19 protein-coding genes and 1 riboswitch are annotated in these 21458 nt (G+C 46.8%); of the genes, 9 read left to right on the plus strand and 10 right to left on the minus strand.

The window, feature by feature from the left end:
- Positions 1-6 precede the first annotated feature (6 nt).
- Genes menH through GZN30_RS07785 form a run of 3 tightly spaced genes read right to left on the minus strand, consistent with a single transcriptional unit; the run spans position 7 to position 3789 of the window.
- Entirely contained in the window at positions 7-801 is a 795-nt protein-coding gene (gene menH, locus GZN30_RS07775; RefSeq protein WP_075648713.1) for a 2-succinyl-6-hydroxy-2,4-cyclohexadiene-1-carboxylate synthase, read from the minus strand.
- A complete protein-coding gene (menD, locus tag GZN30_RS07780; RefSeq protein ID WP_075648714.1) occupies positions 788-2479 on the minus strand; it encodes a 2-succinyl-5-enolpyruvyl-6-hydroxy-3-cyclohexene-1-carboxylic-acid synthase in 1692 nt (563 codons plus the stop codon). The genes menH and menD overlap by 14 nt, the downstream gene beginning before the upstream one ends.
- The gene (locus GZN30_RS07785) at positions 2479-3789 is read right to left on the minus strand and encodes an isochorismate synthase (RefSeq protein WP_075648777.1); all 1311 of its coding nucleotides are present in this window, start codon (positions 3787-3789) and stop codon (positions 2479-2481) included. Before GZN30_RS07785 ends, menD begins: the two co-directional genes overlap by 1 nt.
- A gap of 345 nt (positions 3790-4134) precedes the next feature.
- Between GZN30_RS07785 and GZN30_RS07790 the strand changes: the two genes are divergently transcribed.
- The 3 genes from GZN30_RS07790 (at position 4135) to GZN30_RS07800 (ending at position 7420) form a co-directional block, all read left to right on the plus strand.
- Positions 4135-5349: a pyridoxal phosphate-dependent aminotransferase gene (locus tag GZN30_RS07790; protein WP_075648715.1), complete on the plus strand. Its 1215-nt coding sequence runs from the start codon at positions 4135-4137 to the stop codon at positions 5347-5349.
- Positions 5350-5445: 96 nt separating this feature from the next.
- A complete protein-coding gene (gene yfbR, locus GZN30_RS07795; protein ID WP_075648716.1) occupies positions 5446-6030 on the plus strand; it encodes a 5'-deoxynucleotidase in 585 nt (194 codons plus the stop codon).
- A gap of 73 nt (positions 6031-6103) precedes the next feature.
- The gene (locus tag GZN30_RS07800) at positions 6104-7420 is read left to right on the plus strand and encodes an anti-phage deoxyguanosine triphosphatase (protein ID WP_075648717.1); all 1317 of its coding nucleotides are present in this window, start codon (positions 6104-6106) and stop codon (positions 7418-7420) included.
- Positions 7421-7474: 54 nt separating this feature from the next.
- Here the strand turns inward: GZN30_RS07800 and GZN30_RS07805 are convergent, their stop codons facing one another.
- Entirely contained in the window at positions 7475-8494 is a 1020-nt protein-coding gene (locus GZN30_RS07805; protein WP_075648718.1) for an adenosine deaminase, read from the minus strand.
- Positions 8495-8577: 83 nt separating this feature from the next.
- Positions 8578-8677: riboswitch (purine riboswitch) on the minus strand.
- A 63-nt stretch (positions 8678-8740) separates the two neighbouring features.
- Complete coding sequence (locus GZN30_RS07810) at positions 8741-9346, minus strand: tRNA-uridine aminocarboxypropyltransferase (protein ID WP_075648719.1); 606 nt, start codon at positions 9344-9346, stop codon at positions 8741-8743.
- Between the two features lie 3 nt (positions 9347-9349).
- On the opposite strand from GZN30_RS07810, the gene rrtA reads away from it, so the two are divergent.
- Entirely contained in the window at positions 9350-9901 is a 552-nt protein-coding gene (gene rrtA, locus GZN30_RS07815) for a rhombosortase (RefSeq protein WP_075648720.1), read from the plus strand.
- Positions 9902-9926: 25 nt separating this feature from the next.
- Here the strand turns inward: rrtA and GZN30_RS07820 are convergent, their stop codons facing one another.
- Complete coding sequence (locus GZN30_RS07820; protein ID WP_075648778.1) at positions 9927-10613, minus strand: flavin reductase family protein; 687 nt, start codon at positions 10611-10613, stop codon at positions 9927-9929.
- Positions 10614-10667: 54 nt separating this feature from the next.
- Positions 10668-11168 (minus strand): fasciclin domain-containing protein, encoded by a 501-nt coding sequence (locus GZN30_RS07825; protein ID WP_161987043.1) that lies wholly within the window; start codon positions 11166-11168, stop codon positions 10668-10670.
- A gap of 146 nt (positions 11169-11314) precedes the next feature.
- Between GZN30_RS07825 and GZN30_RS07830 the strand changes: the two genes are divergently transcribed.
- Complete coding sequence (locus GZN30_RS07830; RefSeq protein ID WP_075648779.1) at positions 11315-11620, plus strand: DUF6482 family protein; 306 nt, start codon at positions 11315-11317, stop codon at positions 11618-11620.
- An 86-nt stretch (positions 11621-11706) separates the two neighbouring features.
- Here the strand turns inward: GZN30_RS07830 and sohB are convergent, their stop codons facing one another.
- Positions 11707-12768: a protease SohB gene (gene sohB, locus GZN30_RS07835; RefSeq protein WP_075648722.1), complete on the minus strand. Its 1062-nt coding sequence runs from the start codon at positions 12766-12768 to the stop codon at positions 11707-11709.
- An 80-nt stretch (positions 12769-12848) separates the two neighbouring features.
- Here sohB and GZN30_RS07840 point away from each other — a divergent pair, with 80 nt between their 5' ends.
- From GZN30_RS07840 to GZN30_RS07855, 4 genes are all read left to right on the plus strand, one after another.
- The gene (locus tag GZN30_RS07840) at positions 12849-13592 is read left to right on the plus strand and encodes a YciK family oxidoreductase (protein ID WP_075648723.1); all 744 of its coding nucleotides are present in this window, start codon (positions 12849-12851) and stop codon (positions 13590-13592) included.
- Between the two features lie 120 nt (positions 13593-13712).
- A complete protein-coding gene (gene imuA / locus GZN30_RS07845) occupies positions 13713-14390 on the plus strand; it encodes a translesion DNA synthesis-associated protein ImuA (RefSeq protein ID WP_075648724.1) in 678 nt (225 codons plus the stop codon).
- Between the two features lie 3 nt (positions 14391-14393).
- Positions 14394-15812 carry a Y-family DNA polymerase gene (locus GZN30_RS07850; RefSeq protein WP_075648725.1) on the plus strand — a complete coding sequence of 473 codons (1419 nt, stop codon included), beginning with the start codon at positions 14394-14396 and terminating at the stop codon, positions 15810-15812.
- A 14-nt stretch (positions 15813-15826) separates the two neighbouring features.
- Positions 15827-18901, plus strand: a complete 3075-nt coding sequence (locus GZN30_RS07855; RefSeq protein ID WP_075648726.1) for an error-prone DNA polymerase — start codon at positions 15827-15829, stop codon at positions 18899-18901.
- A gap of 61 nt (positions 18902-18962) precedes the next feature.
- On the opposite strand, the gene GZN30_RS07860 is transcribed toward GZN30_RS07855, so the two are convergent.
- Positions 18963-19913: a chemotaxis protein CheV gene (locus tag GZN30_RS07860; protein WP_075648727.1), complete on the minus strand. Its 951-nt coding sequence runs from the start codon at positions 19911-19913 to the stop codon at positions 18963-18965.
- Between the two features lie 100 nt (positions 19914-20013).
- Positions 20014-21231 (minus strand): sugar metabolism global transcriptional regulator Mlc, encoded by a 1218-nt coding sequence (mlc, locus tag GZN30_RS07865; protein ID WP_075648728.1) that lies wholly within the window; start codon positions 21229-21231, stop codon positions 20014-20016.
- Positions 21232-21458: the final 227 nt, after the last annotated feature.

The raw sequence follows: 21458 nt of genomic DNA on the forward strand, positions 1-21458 counted from the left end.
TTGTTGTTAATCACTCGCCTTCGCGAGTTTGAATTGATTTATTATTTCGACAGCAAATGCTTGAGGATGTTCATGATGAACGTTATGCCCCGCCTCTGCTATCTGGCTGAAAGATAAGCCACTGAGTTTAGCTAGCTGGCTAAACTTGCTGTCTTTCTCACCGCAAATATAGTGTATGTCGATTCCGCTTGTGCTCAGTTCCGGCAAGAGCCACGGCTGCTTGGCAAGCGATGTCGCCATCAGCATTCGACCAATCGCAGGACCTAGATTAGCACTGCGCTTAGCGATCAAGGTTTGTCTTTGCTCATGATTTAATGAACTAAACACGGTCTGTTGATACCAATCGGCTAAAACCCGCTCAATTGGTTGCTCGTCAAAGCGCTCCGCCCAAGCTTGATCATTTTTTTGACGAGCGATTTGCTCATCAAGCGTACGCAAACCGAAGTTTCCACCTTCAATAATCGCCTTGATTAGGTTTAGTTCATGGAAATGGTTTTTGGCAATGCCGTACATAGCAATTCGACCACCCAGTGAGTAGCCAATTAATATAATTGGATGCCCGGCTGGCACGATGGCTTTTATTGTCTGACTAACTTGCTGACAAACCTGGTCAAAACCATCACATGATTTGGATTGACTTTCACCATGTCCGGGAAGATCGAGCGTGAGAATTGGGAATTGATTAAGATGCTGAATGCAAGCTTGCCAATCATCACCACTGCCCAGCAAACCATGCAAAAACACCAAGACTGGTGTCTCTGCACTCTGATTTATTGGGCGGTGGTAACTATAGGCTAGCATGAAGGTCTTGGATAACCGCTTTAATATGTTGTGATGCTTGCTCTGGAGGCGTTTGGACCTCCACCAGTAGACAGCCTCTACCCTGAGTCAAATGCTGCTCGACGACTGTTTGGTACTCGACAAGTGTATTGGCTAAGCAATACTCCAGTTTAAACTGTTGAGCAGCCGCAACAAATTGGTAGCCATGCGGCATTTGATACAGGCTCTGTTTTTGTGCTTGCGGTACAGGCAACAAATCAAAAATGGCGCCGCCATCATTATTGGTGACGACAATCACACAAGGGCTCGTTTGATGGGTAAACAACGCCAATGAGTTAAGATCATACAGCAGTGAAGTGTCACCAATATAGAGCACACTTGGCTTATCTTTAATGCGCACGGTGCCTGCCGCAGTCGCCACCAAACCATCAATACCTGAAGCTCCGCGATTAGAGTAGACTTCGCTGTCTAGCTGACCAAACATGTCGACCATGCGCACAAACAAACTATTACCAAGGAATACGTGAGTATCATTAGGCAAATTCGTCAGCGAAGTCGCAAGCGCTAGCTCAGTTAATTGCGTCGTTTGTCCTGTTTGCTTAGCGACCGATTGCAACACACACTCAGTAAATGTTTTGCCTGCCGCAGCCCAATTATCTATTGAGTGAATTGGCGTTAATAACGCTTGTTCAAGCCAATCGGTAATGTTGCAAGCATGATGCACTTGCATCAAATGGTCTTGGTTATTGCGCGCGAGGCTGTCACTCACGTAGTGATATTCCACTTCCGACTGCGCTAACCACTGATTAAAGCGCTTAGAGACAATTCTCGAGCCAATTTGCACAACTAAGTCCGCTTGATTGATCAACGCTTTGCCCGCTTCTGTTTGCAGCCAAGCATCATAGTACGCCCAATCACTGCTCGCCCCCGACTGCGGGTCGCATAAAACCGGCCACGCCAGCTTCTCAGCTAGCTGTTTCGCCAGTTCAGCTTGTGACTTGGATACGCTACCAACCATGATCAAACCTTTGCGCCCTTGCCACTCGGACAGTTCAAAGGCTGGGCTTGTCATTGCAAAACTCTGCTGGCTATAGCGCTTGCCACTGCATTGCCACTTTGCCACTGAGTCTAGGTAATCTTGATAGATTGATTTAGGCTGATCGGAATAAAGCGGCTCTGGGAAGGCACAATTAATGTGCACGGCACTGCCTTCACGAGCTTGCTTGTGCATCACTTCATCGATGGACGTTAATAACCAACGCAGGGAAACCTGCTCTGAAGGGCTTGGTAAAGCAAGTTCAGCACACACATGGCTCGAATAGATACCCTGTTGCACTATCGCTTGGTTGGCACCACAACCAACCAGCTCAACCGGTCGATCGGCAGTGAGCACCACCAGCTTTTCACCGGTTAACTTCGCTTCAGCAATCGCAGGTAAAAGATTCGCCACCGCGGTGCCTGATGTGACCACCACTGCAACAGGTTTTTGGCTGGCTTTTGCCATACCAAGCGCCAAAAAGCCTAATCCACGCTCATCAAAATGGGTGTGCAGCGTCAACTTATCATTGGCATCGGCTTCTAAAGTGAGTGGCGTAGAACGAGAGCCCGGCGCAACACAAATATGTTCAACGCCAAAGCGAGTTAATTCTTCGAGTAAGGTTTGGCACCAAATTCGATTAAGTACAGCTTGGTTATGCATTACGAAGCCACTCCAAGTGGCGGATGATCAGAAATCAGTGATAGTAGCGTCGCCATCTTCTTATCCAGCTCTTGCCATTCATGCTCTGCAATTGACCCCGGGACAATACCTGCACCGGCGTAAAGAGAGATCTCATCATCAACCACTTGAGCGCTGCGAATTGCCACGCAGAACTCCGCACGTTCAAGGCTAATAAAGCCCATAGAGCCTGCATACCAGCTGCGCTCAAAAGGTTCATATTGCTGAATAAATTGCATCGATTCTCGGCGTGGCAGACCCGCAACAGCCGCAGTTGGCTGCAAAGCACCAAGCAATTGCACCCCATTTACGCCCTCGTTGAGGTGCGCGTGAATACTGCGTTTTAAATGCTGCACTTTACGCAAGCGTACCAAGCGCGCTTCCGGCTCAACTTCAACCAAATCAGAGTAAGGTTTGAGGCGATCAATAATATCGTCAACCACATACTGATTCTCATTGAGGTTCTTACTGTCTTGCGTCAACCAGTTCGCCAGCGCCATATCATGGCTAGCGTTGTCACCACGGCCAATCGTGCCAGCGAGTGCTTCGGTATAAAGGTCTTTACCCTGACGGAAATACAAACGCTCAGGCGTTGAGCCAATAAAGCTATGGCGTTCGTTTTGTGCCAGCATAAAGTGAAAACTGTGTTGGTTATGCTCAGAGCTGGATTTAAGCAGTTGCGAAGCGCAGATCGGCGTGTGTAGCTCTAATGTTGTGCGACGTGCCAACACCACCTTTTTGAACTCATCAGCTTCAATACCCGCCAACACTTTTTCCACCAACACATGCCATTCTGGCTCAGTCGGTGTGTGTTCGATATGGTTAATATGCGCCGATAGCGGCAAAAGCTTAGGCACCTCACAACGCAGTTGCTGTAAGCTTTTAAGTACACGCGGTTTCGCACCTTCGACAAGGTTGACCACTAGCGACCAAGTTTGATCTTCACGAACTAACTCGATTTGTGGCAAAAAGAAAAACGATGCGGGGCAATCAGGGTTTTTCGCACTTTGACCGTCAAATGAGCGTCCACCCCAAATCTTTTGCTCGCCAGATAGGAAAGCATAAGCAGGCGCTGGATCATCAAAAGTGCGCAGTTGCCCTAATGCGACGGCTTCTTCACGCGTATCGCGTGATTGCCAATAAAACTTAGGGAAAAGAGGCTGAGCTTGCAACCAATCAATGAAAGCAAAATCAGGCTTGTACTCCAGAACTTGAACCAGACGAGTCACCTCGTCTTTTGCATCCTTTACTCGTTCAATCAGTTCGGTAATGGCTTGCTGAAAATATGACAAATAAACCTCGTTCACTGGAGATTTCGGATCAATACCCGATACCGTTAAGCTGTAGCGTGCTTGGCCGCCTCTCGAAAAGATCTGCATAGACGTCTACCTATGCACAAAAACCTTATCGACAGCCATCAATGACAACGTAATGCTATCTGGGTCTAACAAATTAATTGAGTAATGTATTTCTACCGCGACCCCAAATCAAGGATGTACTCAATCTTTTACAGAATCCTGTGATAACACACATGCCTAGCGCAATGAAAAAAAGCGACTTTTACAGATTTTAATTCTACCAAAGGTTATTTTGGTGTAATTTAGTAAAGGATTTTAATTATTTTTAGGTTTTACACAATGCAAAATATCGGGATGTCGTCAAAACTTGATAATGTCTGCTACGACATTAGAGGACCAGTACTCAAACATGCTAAGCGCATGGAGGAAGAAGGGCATAAAATACTAAAGCTAAATATTGGTAACCCGGCCCCATTTGGTTTCGACGCCCCTGATGAAATTCTAGTTGATGTAATCCGAAACTTGCCAACTTCACAAGGTTACTGTGATTCAAAAGGTATCTACTCTGCACGTAAAGCTGTGGTTCAGCATTACCAGAAGAAAGGTATCCGCTCACTAGACGTAGAAGATGTTTACATCGGTAACGGCGCATCTGAGCTGATCGTAATGTCGATGCAAGCGCTACTGAACAATGGCGATGAAATGCTGGTACCGTCACCGGATTACCCACTATGGACAGCGTCGGTGGCGCTTTCTGGTGGTAAAGCGGTGCATTACATGTGTGATGAAGAAGCAGATTGGTATCCAGATCTTGACGATATCAAAAGCAAAATCACGCCAAAAACGCGCGGTATCGTACTAATCAACCCGAACAACCCAACAGGTGCGGTGTACAGCCGTGATTTCCTATTGGAAGTGATTGAAATCGCTCGCCAACATAAGCTGATCATTTTTGCTGACGAAATCTACGATAAAGTCCTTTACGATGGCGCGACACACACCTCAGTTGCCACACTGACTGAAGATGTACTTGTGGTTACCTTCAACGGTCTGTCAAAAGCGTACCGCGTATGTGGTTTCCGTGGCGGCTGGATGTTCCTAACCGGTCCTAAGCAATACGCGCAAGGCTACATTGCTGGTCTTGAGATGCTCTCTTCTATGCGTCTATGTGCCAACGTACCGATGCAACATGCGATTCAAACTGCGCTTGGTGGCTACCAAAGTATCAATGAGCTGATCCTGCCTGGTGGTCGTCTGCTTGAGCAGCGTGACCGTGCATGGGAACTGATCAACCAAGTACCTGGCGTATCTTGTGTGAAACCAAAAGGTGCCATGTACCTATTCCCGAAAATTGATACTAAGAAGTACAAAATCCATGATGACCAAAAAATGGTGCTGGACTTCCTGATTCAAGAAAAGGTACTGCTAGTGCAAGGTACTGGCTTTAACTGGCCTAAACCTGACCACTTCCGTATCGTAACACTGCCACACGTAGAAGATCTGGAAACGGCGATTGGCCGCTTTGAGCGATTCTTGTCTACCTACAGCCAATAACGGCAGTAGCCAAACCGCGCTAAGTTACTTATTCTTAAAGGCACTCATTGAGTGCCTTTTTTCTATCTCACGCCTTCAAGTAGTAAGGGAAGTACTATGCAAGAGAGCCATTTTTTCGCCCACCTCGCCCGTATGAAGTTGATCCAACGCTGGCCGCTGATGCGTTCGGTTTCAAGTGAAAACATCTCCGAACACAGCCTACAAGTTGCCTTTGTCGCTCATGCGCTCGCGCTGATAAAAAACAAAAAATTTGGCGGTAAACTTAATCCAGAACGAATCGCCATACTCGGTATGTATCACGATACCAGTGAGGTTTTAACTGGGGATTTGCCCACCCCCGTCAAATACTACAATCCAGAAATTGCCAAGGAATACAAAAAGATTGAAGCGGCGGCGGAGCAGCGTTTGCTGTCGATGTTACCCGAGGAGTTTCAGCAAGATTTTGCCCCCTACCTTCTCAGCCACTCCGCCCATCAAGAAGATGCCGACATCGTCAAACAAGCTGACACCATTTGCGCCTATTTGAAATGTTTAGAGGAGCTAAGCGCAGGTAATCATGAATATGCGTTGGCGAAAAAGCGCTTAGACGTGACGCTTAAAGAACGCCACAGCCCAGAGATGGAATATTTCCTTAATACCTTTGCGCCAAGCTTTGAACTCTCACTCGATGAAATCAGCTAACTCATACAAAGATTATTATTTGCACTGACCTAAGGATGGGTGTACGGTTAGAAAAAACATCGGAGATGTGACTATGACGTTTGAAATCAGTCCCTTATGGCAACAACGTCATGACGACGAACATAAGATTCGTCGCGATGACCACCGTAGCCCTTTTCAACGCGACCGGGCGCGTATTCTCCACTCCGCGGCATTTCGTCGCCTGCAAGCCAAGACGCAAATTCATGGCACCAGTGCCGATGACTTTCACCGCACTCGCCTTACCCACTCGCTCGAAGCGGCGCAGATTGGCACCGGCATTGTCGCCCAACTCAAAAAGAAACAACCTGAGTTTCGCGACTTACTGCCTTCCGATAGTCTGATTGATTCACTCTGTCTTGCCCACGATATCGGTCACCCACCCTATGGGCATGGTGGTGAGGTAGCGCTCAACTATATGATGCGAGACCACGGTGGTTTTGAAGGTAATGCGCAGACATTTCGTATCGTGACCCAACTTGAACCTTATACCGAACACTTTGGCATGAACTTGGTGAGACGAACCTTGCTCGGTCTAATGAAATACCCGGCACTAATTAGTGCCACTCAATCAGCACAGCGCCCAGAGCCAGTTTCTCATCAACGTAAATTGCGCGCCAAAGATTGGTCGCCAGCAAAAGGGATTTACGATTGTGACCGTGATTTGTTTAACTGGGTACTGGAGCCACTGGGCGAGGAAGAAAAACCGCTCTTTTCTCAAATGCGCTCGGAAAACCGCGACAGCCACCAGCACCAAAAGACGCGTTTCAAATCACTCGACTGCTCTATCATGGAACTGGCAGATGATATCGCCTACGGGGTACACGATTTAGAAGATGCGATAGTGCTCGGTATGGTAACTCGCCATCAATGGCATGAGGCGGCAGCCAGTCAACTGGCTGAATGTGGCGCACCTTGGTTTGAAGAGCATATAAAATCGCTCAGTGAAATGCTGTTCTCTGAGGTTCATCATAAGCGCAAAGATGCGATTGGCGGCATCGTCAACGCTCTGCTGACCAGTATCTCAATCAAGCCCATTGATGCACCGTTCCATACTCATCTGCTAGCTTTTAATGCGGTGCTTGAGCCTAATATGGCAAACGCGCTGGAAATTCTTAAACGGTTTGTCAGCCAGTACGTCATTCAAGCGCCCCATGTCCAAGTGATGGAATACAAAGGGCAGCAAATCATCATGGATATCTTTGAAGCACTCAGTGCAGACCCTGAGCGTTTACTGCCACTCGAAATTCGCCATAGCTGGCAAGCATTAGAATGTGAAAGCCAAGGTATGCGTATTATCGCCGACTACATCTCATCAATGACCGATGGTCATGCTAAACGCCTACATCAGCAGTTGTTCTCATCTCACTAATCACTCAACGTCCCATAGCCAGCGTTACGGCTGGCTATGGTTGTTCTAACCCACTTAACTTGTTGCTTTTTGCTGCATAAATGCCGCCAACTTCGCCGAAAGCACCTGCTTCTCTTGTTGCGAGATAAAGCTTGCTTCGATGGCATTTTGAGTAAACTGTGCCAGCTCCGCTTCAGTTAACGCGTGACTATTCGCCACCGCTAAGAAGTTGTCTGTCATATAACCACCAAAGTAGGCTGGATCGTCTGAGTTAATCGTTACTTTTACCCCTTGGCGCAATAACTCAACAATGTTGTGTTGTTCCATTTTTTCGAACACTTTGAGCTTTGTATTGGATAGCGGACACACGGTTAATGGCATTGAGATTTCAGCCAGTTCAGAGACCAATACCGCATCGTCAGAACAGCGCACCCCATGGTCAACGCGTGAAACATTGAGCAGCTCTAAGCTGTCGTAAATATTGCTCACCGGTCCCTCTTCACCCGCGTGTGCTACGGTCAAGAAACCTTCTTCACGCGCTTTAGCAAACACACGCAGAAACTTCTCCGGCGGATGACCCAGTTCAGATGAATCTAAACCAATACCGATAATTTTGTCTTTGTAAGGCAGTGCCTGTGCAAGAGTGGTAAACGCACTCTCTTCATCAAGATGACGCAAAAAGCACATAATCAAACGGCTGGTGATACCAAGCTGTTGCTCGGCATCTTGCAATGCGCGATCAATGCCATTCACCACGGTCGCGAACTCAATGCCACGTGCAGTATGAGTTTGCGGATCAAAAAAGATCTCAGTATGAATCACATTGTCTTGCTGGCAATGAAGCATGTATGCCCAAGTCAGATCGTAAAAATCTTGCTCATTGACCAGGACGTTAGCACCTTGATAGTAGATATCGAGGAAAGATTGCAGATTGGTAAACTCGTAAGCGGTTTTGACTTCTTCAGGCGTAGCAAACGGCAGTTGGATATTATTGCGCTGCGCGAGCGAAAACATCATTTCCGGCTCTAGTGAGCCTTCAATGTGTAAGTGAAGTTCAACTTTTGGCAGTTGCTGGATAAATTGAGTTTGATTCACGCTTGTCTCCCCATTCAAAAAATAGATTGGTGTTTAACAAGCACTTTTCTCGCAAGAATTTTAGACAATACAAAGAGAAAAGCGCCATGCACTTAACTCTTCGTAATCTGAAGTTTTCGGCTTCAGGTAGAGACTCCCGCACCCTATCAGCGGGATTATACGAAGCACCGCTCGCAATTGACTGTTAATTAGGCAATTTATAAACGGTTTCGATGAATTATAGATAGCGTTGACGTAACTGACAAGTTACTTACTAGGATAATTCTTCTCAAACACCCCTTGTGGCATCTGTTCAATTTGAAATTGAATCATGTTATCAAACGCACTGAGTAGCGGGGTAAAGTCACGCTCAGGCTCTAACAATGTCAGTATATGAAAGCCGGCTTCCACCGTTGATAACGCATTATCACTTGGAGCTTTGCGAATGCGATAATTGCCTTTCAGTTCGGTCGGTAAACGTAGCAATGGCAATGGCTTCAAATTGCTCGAAAGCTGCCACATTTTGTAGGCTTTTTTCCAAGTACCATCGAGTAAGATCACTCGCATTTTTGGTTGCTGACGCAATAGATCCGCTTGCGCCTCTTGTGAGGTTTCGCCGGGATATAAGACAAAATGTGCGACATCTTGCTGCGATAATAGCTGATTAAGCTGATCGTGCTGAGAAAAGTCTTCACCGACAAAGAGGTGGCTGTTAGGCAATGAAAGCGTCAAAATGCGCGCCGTACCCATTGGACGTTTCGCTTCTGACGGATGTTGTAGGATGATTAACTCAACATTCGATGTTAGGCTTTGTATCCATTGACAAATACACGCTTTGAGTGACTTTCCGCATTGAGAACAATATCGAGACATTATGTGCCGTTAATCTTACTGTTAGTAGTGGTGAGTTTAATCTGTTTAACCCTACAAATCCCGCACCTGTCCGCATTAGCTGAATGGCGCATCGATTATATCGAGCAGGGAGAGTGGTGGCGCATCCTATCAGGAAACTTCACACATACCAACTTTACTCATCTGGCGATGAACATCTCCGCCCTATGGGTGATAGCCTTCATCTTTCGACCGAGTGCTGTGAGCTACTCGATTTTGTTAATCATGATTAGCTTAGCCGTTGGGCTCGGTATCCTACTCACCCCAATACAAGGCTATGTAGGGCTATCCGGCACATTACATGGGCTGTTTGCATTTTACGCACTAACAGAAGCATTACAGGGTCGAAAAAACAGCTGGTTGCTGGTTGCTGGCGTGGTGATAAAGGTACTCTGGGAGTTAACCATCGGCTCACCTGCTTCGACAGCTGAAATGATTAACGCTAGGGTTGCGATTGAAGCGCATTTAATCGGCTTAGTGAGTGGATGTTTGCTGGCTATAGTGCAACATCTCCATGTTTTAAAAGTGAAACCCTGAGCATTAACTCAAGGCTCCCTTTTTTCTATTTTTGTTTCTCAAACGCCAGCCAAGAAGATGGATCGCCTTCTAGGGTCAACGGATAGACTAAGGTGTCAGGTTTGGCATAACTTAAGCGATGTAGCCGTTCTGTAGTGTGGTAACTGTCGAGCCCCGAAATAGTGACGAGTTGCAGCGATTCAACGTCAACATAACCATCAGGCATGACCGCCTTTTTCGCCAGCCAAATACGGTCAATTTCGCCAATCACGAGCTCGGTTTGATTGGTGGCAATGGTGATACGTTCGACCAGTTTCATCCCCATTTTTAGCGGACTTTGCAGTACAAATGGCGCAGGGAAATCATCGTCATACTCGGCGGTTAACCCGACCATATCAAACTCCGACTGCCTCTTATCATAACGAGCCGAGGTCTGGTGCGCTTGTTGGGCAATATCAGCAGAGACGGCATTAATGGTGTAATAACCACCAGTAATAATGTTTTCTAGAGTATGTCGCTCCACGGAGTGAGGACGGGAAATAAAACCAATTAAAGCGGGTGACGAGCCTAAATGGATCACCGAACTGACAATTGAGAGGTTTTCCTGTCCCTTTGAATCAACCGTACCAATCAAGTTAGCGCTTTTATAACCCACCACTGAATTGATCAGTTTAACGCGCCCCCTTTGATCCATCCCTTTTAGATCTTGCTGATTAAGTTTAGCTAGTGTCATCATTAATATGCGCGACTCCTCTGCGTTGAAGAGTCGCGAATCATCCTTAACTGGTTATTTTGGCATGATCACAGTATCAATTACGTGAATGACGCCATTACTCGCTTTAACATCAGTGGCGACCACATTGGCATTATCAACCATCACTTTGTCGCCATTAACACTGATCATCACATCTTGCCCTTGCACTGTGGTGGCTTTATCTAGCTTGACTACATCGGCTGCCATCACTTTTCCTGGTACAACATGGTAAGTCAAAATTGCTACCAATTTGTCTTTGTTTTCTGGCTTAAGCAACATTTCAACTGTGCCTTCCGGTAATTTTGCAAACGCGTCATCAGTCGGCGCAAATACCGTAAACGGACCGTCACCTTTCAGCGTTTCAACTAAGCCTGCCGCTTTTACCGCTGCCACCAACGTCGTGAATGAGCCATTTTCAACCGCAACATCAACAATGTCTGCTTTCTTCATTCCATGATCATGAGCTTGGGCTGACGACAGCATAACAAGCATAGCAAACAAGGTGGTCATAGAAACTAAGATGCGTTTTAACATAGATACTTTCCTCTGTAATGAAATTGGAAACGGCTGTTTCCATCCAATCGAAGGTGTTCTACGGCAGCCAGCTTTTAAGCGATCAATTGATCGTTTCAGCTAAAGTTGAGGTATCTGTTATCAGTTTGCATACTAAGGAGCAAAAAATGGCAATGTCGCTACGTATACTCGAACAGTTCTTCTGTCTCGACAAACTGGTTGTTCATTCTTTAGATATGTCGCTTTATCAAGTCTCGGTTGAGGTCGATGGAGAGGTGCATTTTATTACCGATGATCAGGGTAAAATGCTGCGAGCATTCTCAATTGTTGAACTGCAAAAACAGTGTGCCAATCTTAAAGCAGGCAAATGGGTATTAAGGCAACAGAGCGCCTACGACGAAATGGTTGGCGCGCCGATTCGTCAGCGAGACAATACGCTGGAGGTACCGCTTGGAAATAATAAACTTTACTGACCACGCTTATTCAAAATACGTGACTTAGTAGTAATAAAAAACCGCACTTAAGGTGCGGTTTAACATAGCGTTAGTTCAAACAACCATTAAACGATTGGTCGTTGACCACGGTCGATCAATTTCATCAACACATTGTCAGCCGCTTCGCCCATTAGAGCCGCAAGCTTTGAAGTGATCTTTTTCTTCTCAACATAGTGAATCGCTAGCACTGTCTTATCTTTACATGCTGCAACGACGATATCGTCAGAAGTTTTAATCTCATCCACTAAACCGAGTGTCAGAGCTTGTGAACCAAACCAGTGCTCACCCGTCGCCACTTTTTCAAGGTCTAAATCTGGGCGACGTTCACGGATAAAATCTTTAAATAGCACATGGGTTTCTTCAAGCTCTTGCTTGAACTTCTCACGCGCTTTATCGGTGTTTTCGCCAAACATGGTTAGAGTGCGCTTGTACTCACCTGCGGTTAGCTGTTCATACTCAATATCATACTTTTTCAGTACTTTATTAAAGTTAGGCAGCTGAGCAATAACACCAATTGAACCCACAATAGCAAACGGCGCAGAGACAATTTTGTCTGCGATACACGCCATCATATAACCGCCGCTTGCTGCCACTTTATCTACCGAAATAGTTAAAGGCAGACCCGCAGCTTTAAGGCGATCCAGTTGTGATGAGGCCAAACCGTAGCCATGCACCATACCACCGCCAGACTCCAGACGTAGCAACACTTCGTCATCTTCGCGCGCCACAGCCAGAATCGCTGTTACTTCTTCACGCAGAGAAGCGACTTCTTTGGCATCAATGCTGCCTTTGAAATCCAGCACGAACAGGTGCGGCTCACGCTTGCTCTCAAGCTCACCCTCTTTCGCGGCTTTTTTGATCTCTTTGTCGCGCGCTTTGCTCTTCTCTTTTTCGCTCTTTTTCTCTGCCTTATCACGAGCTTTAAGGAAAGCATAGTCATGCAGATGATGTTCTAACTGCTCAACCGTGTGTTTGTGTTGCTCAGTTAGGTTGGTGATTTCCAATTCACCTTTTGCAGCACCGCTTCTGCCACCAGCACTTTTAGCAATAATTAAAATCGCTACTAATGCGACTACTACTGTCACAATCTTGGCTAAAAATAGCCCGTAGTCCAACAAAAATTCCAAGCTGAATATCCTCTCAATGTGCGAATTAGTGTATTGTAACCGAAGACGAAAAGCAGTTCATAACAATAAGGAAGCATAGCGTGGATTATTCAGTTGCTGATAACGCTCTCAAGGATAAAGTCATTCTAATTACTGGTGCTGGAGCTGGCATCGGTAAACAAGCTGCAATCAGCTTTGCCGAGCATGGTGCAACCGTGATCTTACTCGGTCGTACTGTAAAGAAGCTTGAGCAAACTTATGATGAGATTGAGAGTGCTGGCTACCCTCAACCGGCAATCATTCCACTCGATATGAAAGGGGCGACAAAACAGAACTATCTGGATATGGTCGACACCATTGAAAGTCAGTTTGGTCGTTTAGATGGTGTACTGCACAACGCCAGTATTCTCGGCGTGATCAGCCCGTTTGATCAAATCGGCGAAGACAGCTTTGACGATGTGATGCAGGTAAACGTCAAAGCACAATTCCTACTGTCACAAGCCTTATTGCCTCTACTGCGCAAATCAGACGACGCACGCATGGTCTTTACCTCATCAACCGTTGGTCATATCGGTCGAGCTTTCTGGGGTACATATGCGATGTCTAAATTCGCAACCGAAGGCATGATGCAAGTACTGGCAGATGAGTTAAGCGATACTAATATCCGCGTTAACGCGATTAACCCAGGTGGTACACGTACTGGCATGCGCGCCAAAGCGTTCCCTGCCGAAGACACCGATTTGCTCAAGACACCAGCGGATATTATGCCGCTCTATCTTTACTTGATGGCGCCAGAAGGCAAACAAGTACATGGGCAATGTATCGACGCCCAACCCAAGAAATAGTTTACTTAAAATCAACGCCTTGCAACTCAGCAAGGCGTTTTTTATTTCCGCCCTATTGCAGTGATTGCTAGATAAATTATACTGTACAAATATACAGGTACATTTATTCAACAACTGCCTATGTCCGAACTGATTGAACATCTAAAACAGAAGCACTGGTTATGGCAAGGTAATGCCCAAAATCAGCCAACAGAAACCTATTCAACAGGTTTTGCGTTGCTCGATAGCAAGCTGGAAGGCGGCTTTCCTAAGCATGGTGTGATTGAGCTACAAAGCGACTCTGGTATCGGTGAATTACGCTTATTGCTGCCTCACCTACTGGCAAGTAGCGAAGAGCGCATGAGTGTATTTATTCAGCCTCCCGGCTACTTGTGCGCCGAGATGTTAGTGGAACAAGGCTTTGACCTCAACCAAATTTTACTTATCTACCCAGAGACCCCGCAACACGCCTTGTGGGCAGCCGAGCAATGTTTAAAAAGTGGCACTTGTAGCAACGTTCTATTGTGGCAATCGGAGCTGGAAGTTCACCAAGCACGCCGTTTACAAGTAGCAAGTGAAACCGGTCATTGCCTTCACTTTCTGTTTAAGCAAGCTCAGCAAGATATTTTCTCTCTACCTGTCAGTTTAAGTATGCGCTTAGAGCCTCACAATCATGGCTTAACCGTCACCATTACGAAACGTAAAGGTGACTGGTCACACGGCAGTTTTGTGCTGGATATGCGCACGCGTTGGTCCCAACTCGCAATCACACAACCAGAACCTGTGGTGATCCCTTTCCCGCTACGCAAACAAGGTTAAACCATGCAGTTGTGGCTTTACCTTCATTTTCCAGCTTTGCAGCTGGATGCCCTGTTTGCCGAACAAAACGATCCAACGAACGTCGATGATCAAGCCATGGTGATCGTCGATGGGCAGCGTTTTCAAATCGTTCAGGCGAATCCAATGGCGCTCGAACATGGAATTAGAATTGGCATGGGACTGGGAAGTGCCAGCGCGCTTTGCCATCAGTTGCAAGTCCACCCTTACCAAGTAGAGCAAGAGCAGCAAACCTTGGTTGATATTGCCCAGTGGCTCTATCTCGTCACCTCCGATATCGTCCTCGTGCCACCGCAAGGCATACTACTCAAAGTCAGTGACATGCTCTGCTTGTATGGCGGCATTGAACGCTATTGGCAAAGCTTGTCTCAGCACCTTAATCAACTGGGTTACCGTTATAGCTATTCCACCGGATTTTCTCCCTATTCGGCGATTTTACTCGCAAAATCAGCGAAGATGCTTATTTCTAGCGACAAAAATCAACTATTGGAATGCATTAAAACTTACCCGCTGAGTGCCACTGAACTGGCAAGCAAGCAAGTGGCTGCGCTACAACGCGTAGGGGTTAACAACTTAGCCGAGCTGCTGAGTCTACCGATGGCGGAATTAGCACGTCGTTTTGATATCGATTTGGTCAACTACGTAGGGCGCCTACTCGGGCAATTTAAGCACCCGCTCGATTTTTATCATCCACCAGAGAAGTTTCACAGCTATCTGGAGCTTTTGTATGAAATTGAGAATATTCAGTGGCTTGAGCGCCCACTAAAAAAACTGTTAGAGCGTTTAGAACTATTTCTTACCCTGCGCAATCATGTCGCTTATGAGTTGCAACTGACGCTGCATCAGCGTGATAAACAGAGTGACACTATCCGCTTTACCTCCGCCTGTGGTGATTATATGGCAAAGCACTGGCTCAAGTTGTGCCAGCTGACTTTAGAATCACTCAAGCTCAAAGCCCCGGTGCAAGGTCTAACCTTAGCGATCTTACGTGGCGGGGCGTTAGAGGCAACCAGTCGCGATATGTTTAATGGTCCGCAAGGGCAGCAAACCCCACTGGAGTTGATCGGCTTATTGCAAGCCAAACTGGGCAAAGAAAATGTGCGCAAAGTCGCGCTTAGTCATGACCCACGACCAGAGAAAGCGACTCAACTGTGTGACCCAACGCTGCCTATCCCAAGCAAACCACACCTGGCTCGCTGTCGACCAAGTTTTCTGCTGCCTACCCCTGAGCCACTGCAAGAAAAAGTCTCAATCGTGCAAGGTCCTGAGCGCTTTGTGACTGGTTGGTGGGATGGTGATGACATCACGCGGGATTACTTTATTGCCCGTAGCAATACCGGTCGCTGGTTATGGGTGTTTCGCAATCAAGATAAACAGTGGTTTCTCCACGGACAATTTAGTTAACACGGAGTCACCTCATGTCTTATGCCGAGTTATTTTGCCAAACCAATTTCTCTTTTCTCACTGGGGCATCTCATGCAGAAGAGCTGATCTTGCAAGCCGACTTTCTACGCTATCACTCACTGGCGATCACCGATGAATGCTCCGTCGCTGGCGTGGTACGCGCCCACACCGCGATTAAAAACCACCAGCTTGGCGTAAGGCTAATCATTGGCAGTATGTTTTGGCTCAACGGCGAGTGCCAAGTGGTATTACTCTGCCCCAACCGCCAAGCCTATGCGGAGTTGTGCCGTATTATCACCAATGCTCGCCGCCGCAGTGAAAAAGGAGAATATCAACTCTCCGAATGGGATTTGATGTCGATTCGCCACTGCTTAGTGATTTGGCTCCCTACCCATCAAGAGCCGGATCGTAAATGGGGATGGTGGCTCGCTCAGCATCACTCACGCCGTTTATGGCTAGGAGTACAACGTCACTTAAGCAGTGACGACCATGTTTACCTCAGTCATTGCCAGCAGCTCGCTGCAGAGCTACAACTGCCTGTTACTGCTTGTGGTGGTGTATTAATGCACACCGCTACTCGCTTACCACTGCAACACACTCTTACTGCCATCAAGCACGGTGGCAGTGTGAGTAACCTATGCGGGCACTTACTGGTTAATACTGAGCGCTCACTACGCAGTATCGATAAGCTCAATAAGCTGTTTAAGCCAGAGTGGTTACAACAAAGTGTGCAGATAGCGAAACGCTGCACCTTCAGCCTCAGTGAGCTTAAGTATGAGTACCCAAGCGAACTGATCCCTGATGGTGAAACGCCGATGAGCTACCTGCGTAAACTGGTCGCTTACGGTAAGCAATTGCGTTTTCCTCATGGCGTACCCGAAGACATTGAACAGACCATTGAGAAAGAGCTAGGGCTAATCGAAGAGCTCAACTATCCGTTTTACTTTCTCACTATTCACGACATCGTGATGTTTGCCAAACGCAGTGACATTCTCTACCAAGGACGCGGCTCAGCAGCGAACTCGGTGGTCTGTTATTGCTTGGAAATCACCTCGGTTGATCCAAGGCAAATCTCGGTATTGTTTGAACGCTTTATCAGTAAAGAGCGCGATGAGCCGCCTGATATTGATGTCGATTTTGAACATCAGCGCCGTGAAGAAGTGATTCAATACATTTACCAAAAGTACGGTCGTGAGCGAGCCGCCCTCGCTGCGACTGTGATCTCATATCGCTTTAAGAGCGCAGTGCGTGATGTGGGCAAAGCGCTTGGCATTGAAGAGAGCCAACTCGATTACTTTATTAAGAACGTTAATCGTCGTGACCGTGCGCAGGGCTGGCAAGCACAAATCGTCCAACTCGGCATTGAACCTAGCTCACTCAAAGGCGAGCAGTTTATCCAATTGGTGAATGAAATCATGGGCTTTCCGCGCCATTTATCCCAGCACGTTGGCGGCTTTGTTATCTCCTCTGGTCCTCTTTATGAACTGGTACCGGTCGAGAATGCTTCCATGACCGACCGCACCGTAATCCAATGGGACAAAGACGATCTTGAAAGCCTCGCTCTGCTTAAGGTCGACGTTCTAGCGCTGGGTATGCTCAGCGCCATACGTAAATGCTTTGCGCTGGTTGAGCGTTTTCATGATGAGAAACTGTCGATTGCTGAGATCACGCGCCGTCAAGATGATGCGAACGTTTACAGCATGATTCAACGCGCCGATACGGTCGGCGTGTTTCAAATTGAATCTCGCGCGCAAATGAGCATGCTGCCAAGATTAAGACCGGCTTGTTATTACGATCTGGTGATTCAAATCGCTATCGTTCGCCCCGGTCCCATTCAGGGCGATATGGTGCACCCTTTTCTTAAGCGCCGTAGCGGTGAAGAGGCAATCAGTTACCCTTCAGAAGAAGTCAAGCAAGTGCTAGAACGCACCATGGGCGTGCCAATCTTCCAAGAGCAAGTGATCAAACTGGCGATGGTGGCAGCCGGCTTTAGCGGCGGTGAAGCAGACCAACTGCGCCGCGCAATGGCGGCGTGGAAAAAGAATGGCGACTTAGTTAAATTCCGCACTAAGTTGATTGAAGGCATGCTCAGCCGCGGCTATCAAGCTGAATTTGCTGAACGCATCTTTGATCAAATCCTTGGCTTTGGTGAATATGGTTTCCCTGAAAGTCACTCGGCTTCATTTGCGGTGCTCGCCTACTGCTCTGCATGGCTTAAGTTCTATTATCCTGAGGCATTCTATACCTCACTGCTTAATAGCCTGCCTATGGGCTTCTACAGCGCTTCACAGTTGATTCAAGATGCTAAGCGACATGGGCTGACTATCCTGCCCGTATGCGTTAATCATTCACAGTATGATCATCAAGTGGTGAGCACAACCAATGGGTTCGCGATTCGCTTGGGGTTAAGACAAATTAAAGGACTCAGCGCCGAAAGTGTTGAACGTTTGCTAAGTGCACGCAGCGCGCAAGGTTTTACTCACCCTAACCAACTAAAACACATTGGTTTGAATCGCAGAGACATCGAGCTGCTTGCCTCCGCGAACGCAATGCAGACCATTGCCAATAACCGCTATCAAGCACGCTGGGCAATGATGGACTCGCTCTCGGATCTGCCGCTATTTCAGCACATCAATGACGAGCAAAATTGCGCGCCGATTAGTACGCCGAGCGATATGCAAACCATGCTGGAAGATTATGCGGCAACTGGAGTGTCACTGAACCAGCATCCCATTACTCTGTTAGATAAAGCCGGGGTACTAGGGCGCTTTACTCGAATGACGCAGTTAATCGACAAACCACATCAATCACTGGTGACCGTCGTTGGTGTCGTGACTGGCAGACAATCACCAGGAACCGCTGCTGGCGTGACCTTTTTTACTCTCGAAGATGATACTGGCAACATTAATGTCGTGGTTTGGCGCGCCACTGCTCGGGCGCAGCAAAAAGCCTATTTGACCGCTAAGGTTCTACGCGTGAAAGGCATACTAGAGCGTGAAGGCGATGTTACCCATGTAATCGCGGGCAGATTAGAAGATCTCACCGATACGCTGCATGGCTTGCAAACCAAATCGCGCGATTTCCATTAACTCATCACAAAACAGGCGATCAAAAAAGGGAGCCTCAGCTCCCTTCTAACACTTGGTTACGTTAATCCAAACCTAAAACGGTTTTCAAACGGTCTTGTGTCACTTGCACTAGCAGATCTGGCTGGAATTTTGAAATAAAGCGGTCACAGCCGACTTTCTTCACCATCGCATCGTTAAAGCTGCCACTCAATGATGTATTAAGTACCACATGCAGGTCTTTCATACGCGGATCTAAACGCACTTCATGGGTCAGCTTATAGCCATCCATTTCCGGCATTTCTGCATCGGTGATCATCAACAATAATTCTTCAGCAACATTCTTGCCTTCGTCGCTCCACGATTGCAGTAAGCGCAGAGCTTGTAGCCCGTCACGACATTCGATGATATTCAAACCTAACTGAGATAACGTGCCTTTCACTTGAGCTCGAGCGGTAGATGAATCGTCAACGATCAGTACATTGCGACCAATCATTTCACCCGCAAGTTGTTCATCCAATACACCTTCTGAGATCGATACATCGTAATCGATAATTTCAGCAAGTACTTTCTCTACATCGATAATCTCAATGATCTGTTCATCATCACCATCTTTAACGCGAGTGATCGCCGTTAGGTAGTTAGAACGACCGGCAGTTTTTGGCGGCGGCTGAATATCGCTCCAAGTGGTATTAACGATATTACGCACTTGACCCACTAAGAAACCTTGCACCGTGCGGTTGTATTCCGTGATGATTAAGTTTTCTTCTTGGTTCTCTAGTCGAGATGGTGGAAAGCCAATTGCTGAACGCAAATCAATAATCGGCACAGACACTCCACGTAAAGAAGCAACACCAGTGATGTTGTAGTGTGCGCCTGGCAATTTAGTCAATGGTGGGACTTTGATGACTTCACGTACTTTAAACACGTTAATCGCAAACAGTTGACGGCTATTTAGGCTAAAAAGCAATAGCTCCAAACGGTTTTCACCAACCAGTTTGGTACGTTGGTCTACAGTGTTTAATACTCCGGTCATATCAAATCTCTACAGCAGTTGTCTCGATAGTGCGATGCTTGGCTTAATATCTCGCCAATCAAGAAACTAGATATCCAGACTGATCAACGAGATAAATTAATTACCCTTCTATCACTTTCATAAGCAATAAGCCATCATATAGTGCCTGTTTTACGAGTGCAGCACCAGTCATTGTTGCTTGTTTGTAGAAACGTGACTCAACTAATTCAAGATCTTGATGATAAACGGGCAAGCTTTGTTCTTTAATGCACTTTTGCACCGCTGGATATAAGATCTCTTTAGCTTGGTTAATCGCACCACCAATCAAAATCTTTTCTGGGTTGAACAAGTTGATCACCAACGCCGCCGCAGAGCCTAGATACCCTCCAAGCTTCTCAATCACGTCAATTGCGAGAGGATCGCCATCAACGGCTGCTTCACAAATCTGCTCAACAGATACATCTTCAAACTCAGCCAACACCGAATGCTCACCGCGTGCAATGCGCTCTTGCACTTCACTACGAATCGCTTGTGAGCTGGCAACCGTCTCAAGGCAACCACGGTTGCCGCAATGGCAAAGCTTACCTTGCGGATCAATTTGAATATGCCCCAGTTCACCAATATTGCCATGACGCCCTTGCAGTACGCGACCATCAAGAATGATCCCTGCGCCTAAGCCATGGTGAATCGAAATCAAGACTGAGTTTTCATTCTCTTGTGAATGACCAAACAGTTTTTCAGCTAATGCCCAAGCACGGGTGTCGTTAGCAATAAAAACAGGTAAGCCAGTCGCTTTGTAGATCTCAGGACCCAGCGCCAAATTCTCAACATTGTAATGCGGCATTTGCAATACAATTCCCTGCTCTGAATTGACTAAACCCGGCAGTGTGATGGCGATGCTGGTAACACGATCTAGCTGATCGGCATAAGTTTGAAAGAACTCTTCGATTTCATGCAGCAGGCGTGCAAGAACATCTTCTTGGTCGATTTCATGAATATCGATTTTATTATCGATTAACACATCGCCGCCAAGTTCATGCAGAGCAATCGTCAAATAACCACGACCAAGGCGCATAGAAAGGAATTGCCAGCCTTCGTTGTTCACTTGCAAACCCACCGCAGGGCGACCACGACTGGTGGCTTCCTGAACAGTGGTTTCATGCACTAGGTGAGCATCGATCAACTCTCGGGTAATTTTAGTAATACTTGCAGGCGCAAGTTCGCTCTCTTTCGATAAGTCGATGCGAGAGATCGGGCCTTTTTGATCAATGAGTTTATATACACGGCCAGCATTGACCTGCTTGATATGATCAATATGGCCTGGGTGAGCCATGTACATAAGAGAAACTCCGAGAATCAACAACTAATTAATTTTTTTACTTTGCGAAGTAATTGTGAAGCGCCTTGGTAGATCGCCGTGACAAACGTCACGTATAAGACTAATTGTTTGTGTCCCCTGTCATATCATTTAGCGATAATTTGCTAGCAGATAGCATTATTTTTCGTTGTGAAAAAAATTAGCAATTAGATGGAGGTCACACTTTTATTACCATATAACTAACAAAT

Source organism: Vibrio ponticus, assembly GCF_009938225.1.
Taxonomy (GTDB): Bacteria; Pseudomonadota; Gammaproteobacteria; order Enterobacterales; family Vibrionaceae; genus Vibrio; species Vibrio ponticus.

What these genes read in the sequence shown, in the direction of transcription:
- GZN30_RS07800 (WP_075648717.1), top strand. Translation starts at nt 6,104, where the DNA reads ATGACGTTTGAAATCAGTCCCTTATGGCAACAACGTCATGACGACGAA.
- menD (WP_075648714.1), bottom strand. Translation starts at nt 2,479, where the DNA reads ATGCATAACCAAGCTGTACTTAATCGAATTTGGTGCCAAACCTTACTC.
- GZN30_RS07825 (WP_161987043.1), bottom strand. Translation starts at nt 11,168, where the DNA reads ATGTTAAAACGCATCTTAGTTTCTATGACCACCTTGTTTGCTATGCTT.
- GZN30_RS07790 (WP_075648715.1), top strand. Translation starts at nt 4,135, where the DNA reads ATGCAAAATATCGGGATGTCGTCAAAACTTGATAATGTCTGCTACGAC.
- GZN30_RS07830 (WP_075648779.1), top strand. Translation starts at nt 11,315, where the DNA reads ATGGCAATGTCGCTACGTATACTCGAACAGTTCTTCTGTCTCGACAAA.
- imuA (WP_075648724.1), top strand. Translation starts at nt 13,713, where the DNA reads ATGTCCGAACTGATTGAACATCTAAAACAGAAGCACTGGTTATGGCAA.
- GZN30_RS07810 (WP_075648719.1), bottom strand. Translation starts at nt 9,346, where the DNA reads ATGTCTCGATATTGTTCTCAATGCGGAAAGTCACTCAAAGCGTGTATT.
- mlc (WP_075648728.1), bottom strand. Translation starts at nt 21,231, where the DNA reads ATGTACATGGCTCACCCAGGCCATATTGATCATATCAAGCAGGTCAAT.
- menH (WP_075648713.1), bottom strand. Translation starts at nt 801, where the DNA reads ATGCTAGCCTATAGTTACCACCGCCCAATAAATCAGAGTGCAGAGACA.
- yfbR (WP_075648716.1), top strand. Translation starts at nt 5,446, where the DNA reads ATGCAAGAGAGCCATTTTTTCGCCCACCTCGCCCGTATGAAGTTGATC.
- GZN30_RS07850 (WP_075648725.1), top strand. Translation starts at nt 14,394, where the DNA reads ATGCAGTTGTGGCTTTACCTTCATTTTCCAGCTTTGCAGCTGGATGCC.
- GZN30_RS07860 (WP_075648727.1), bottom strand. Translation starts at nt 19,913, where the DNA reads ATGACCGGAGTATTAAACACTGTAGACCAACGTACCAAACTGGTTGGT.
- GZN30_RS07855 (WP_075648726.1), top strand. Translation starts at nt 15,827, where the DNA reads ATGTCTTATGCCGAGTTATTTTGCCAAACCAATTTCTCTTTTCTCACT.
- GZN30_RS07820 (WP_075648778.1), bottom strand. Translation starts at nt 10,613, where the DNA reads ATGACACTAGCTAAACTTAATCAGCAAGATCTAAAAGGGATGGATCAA.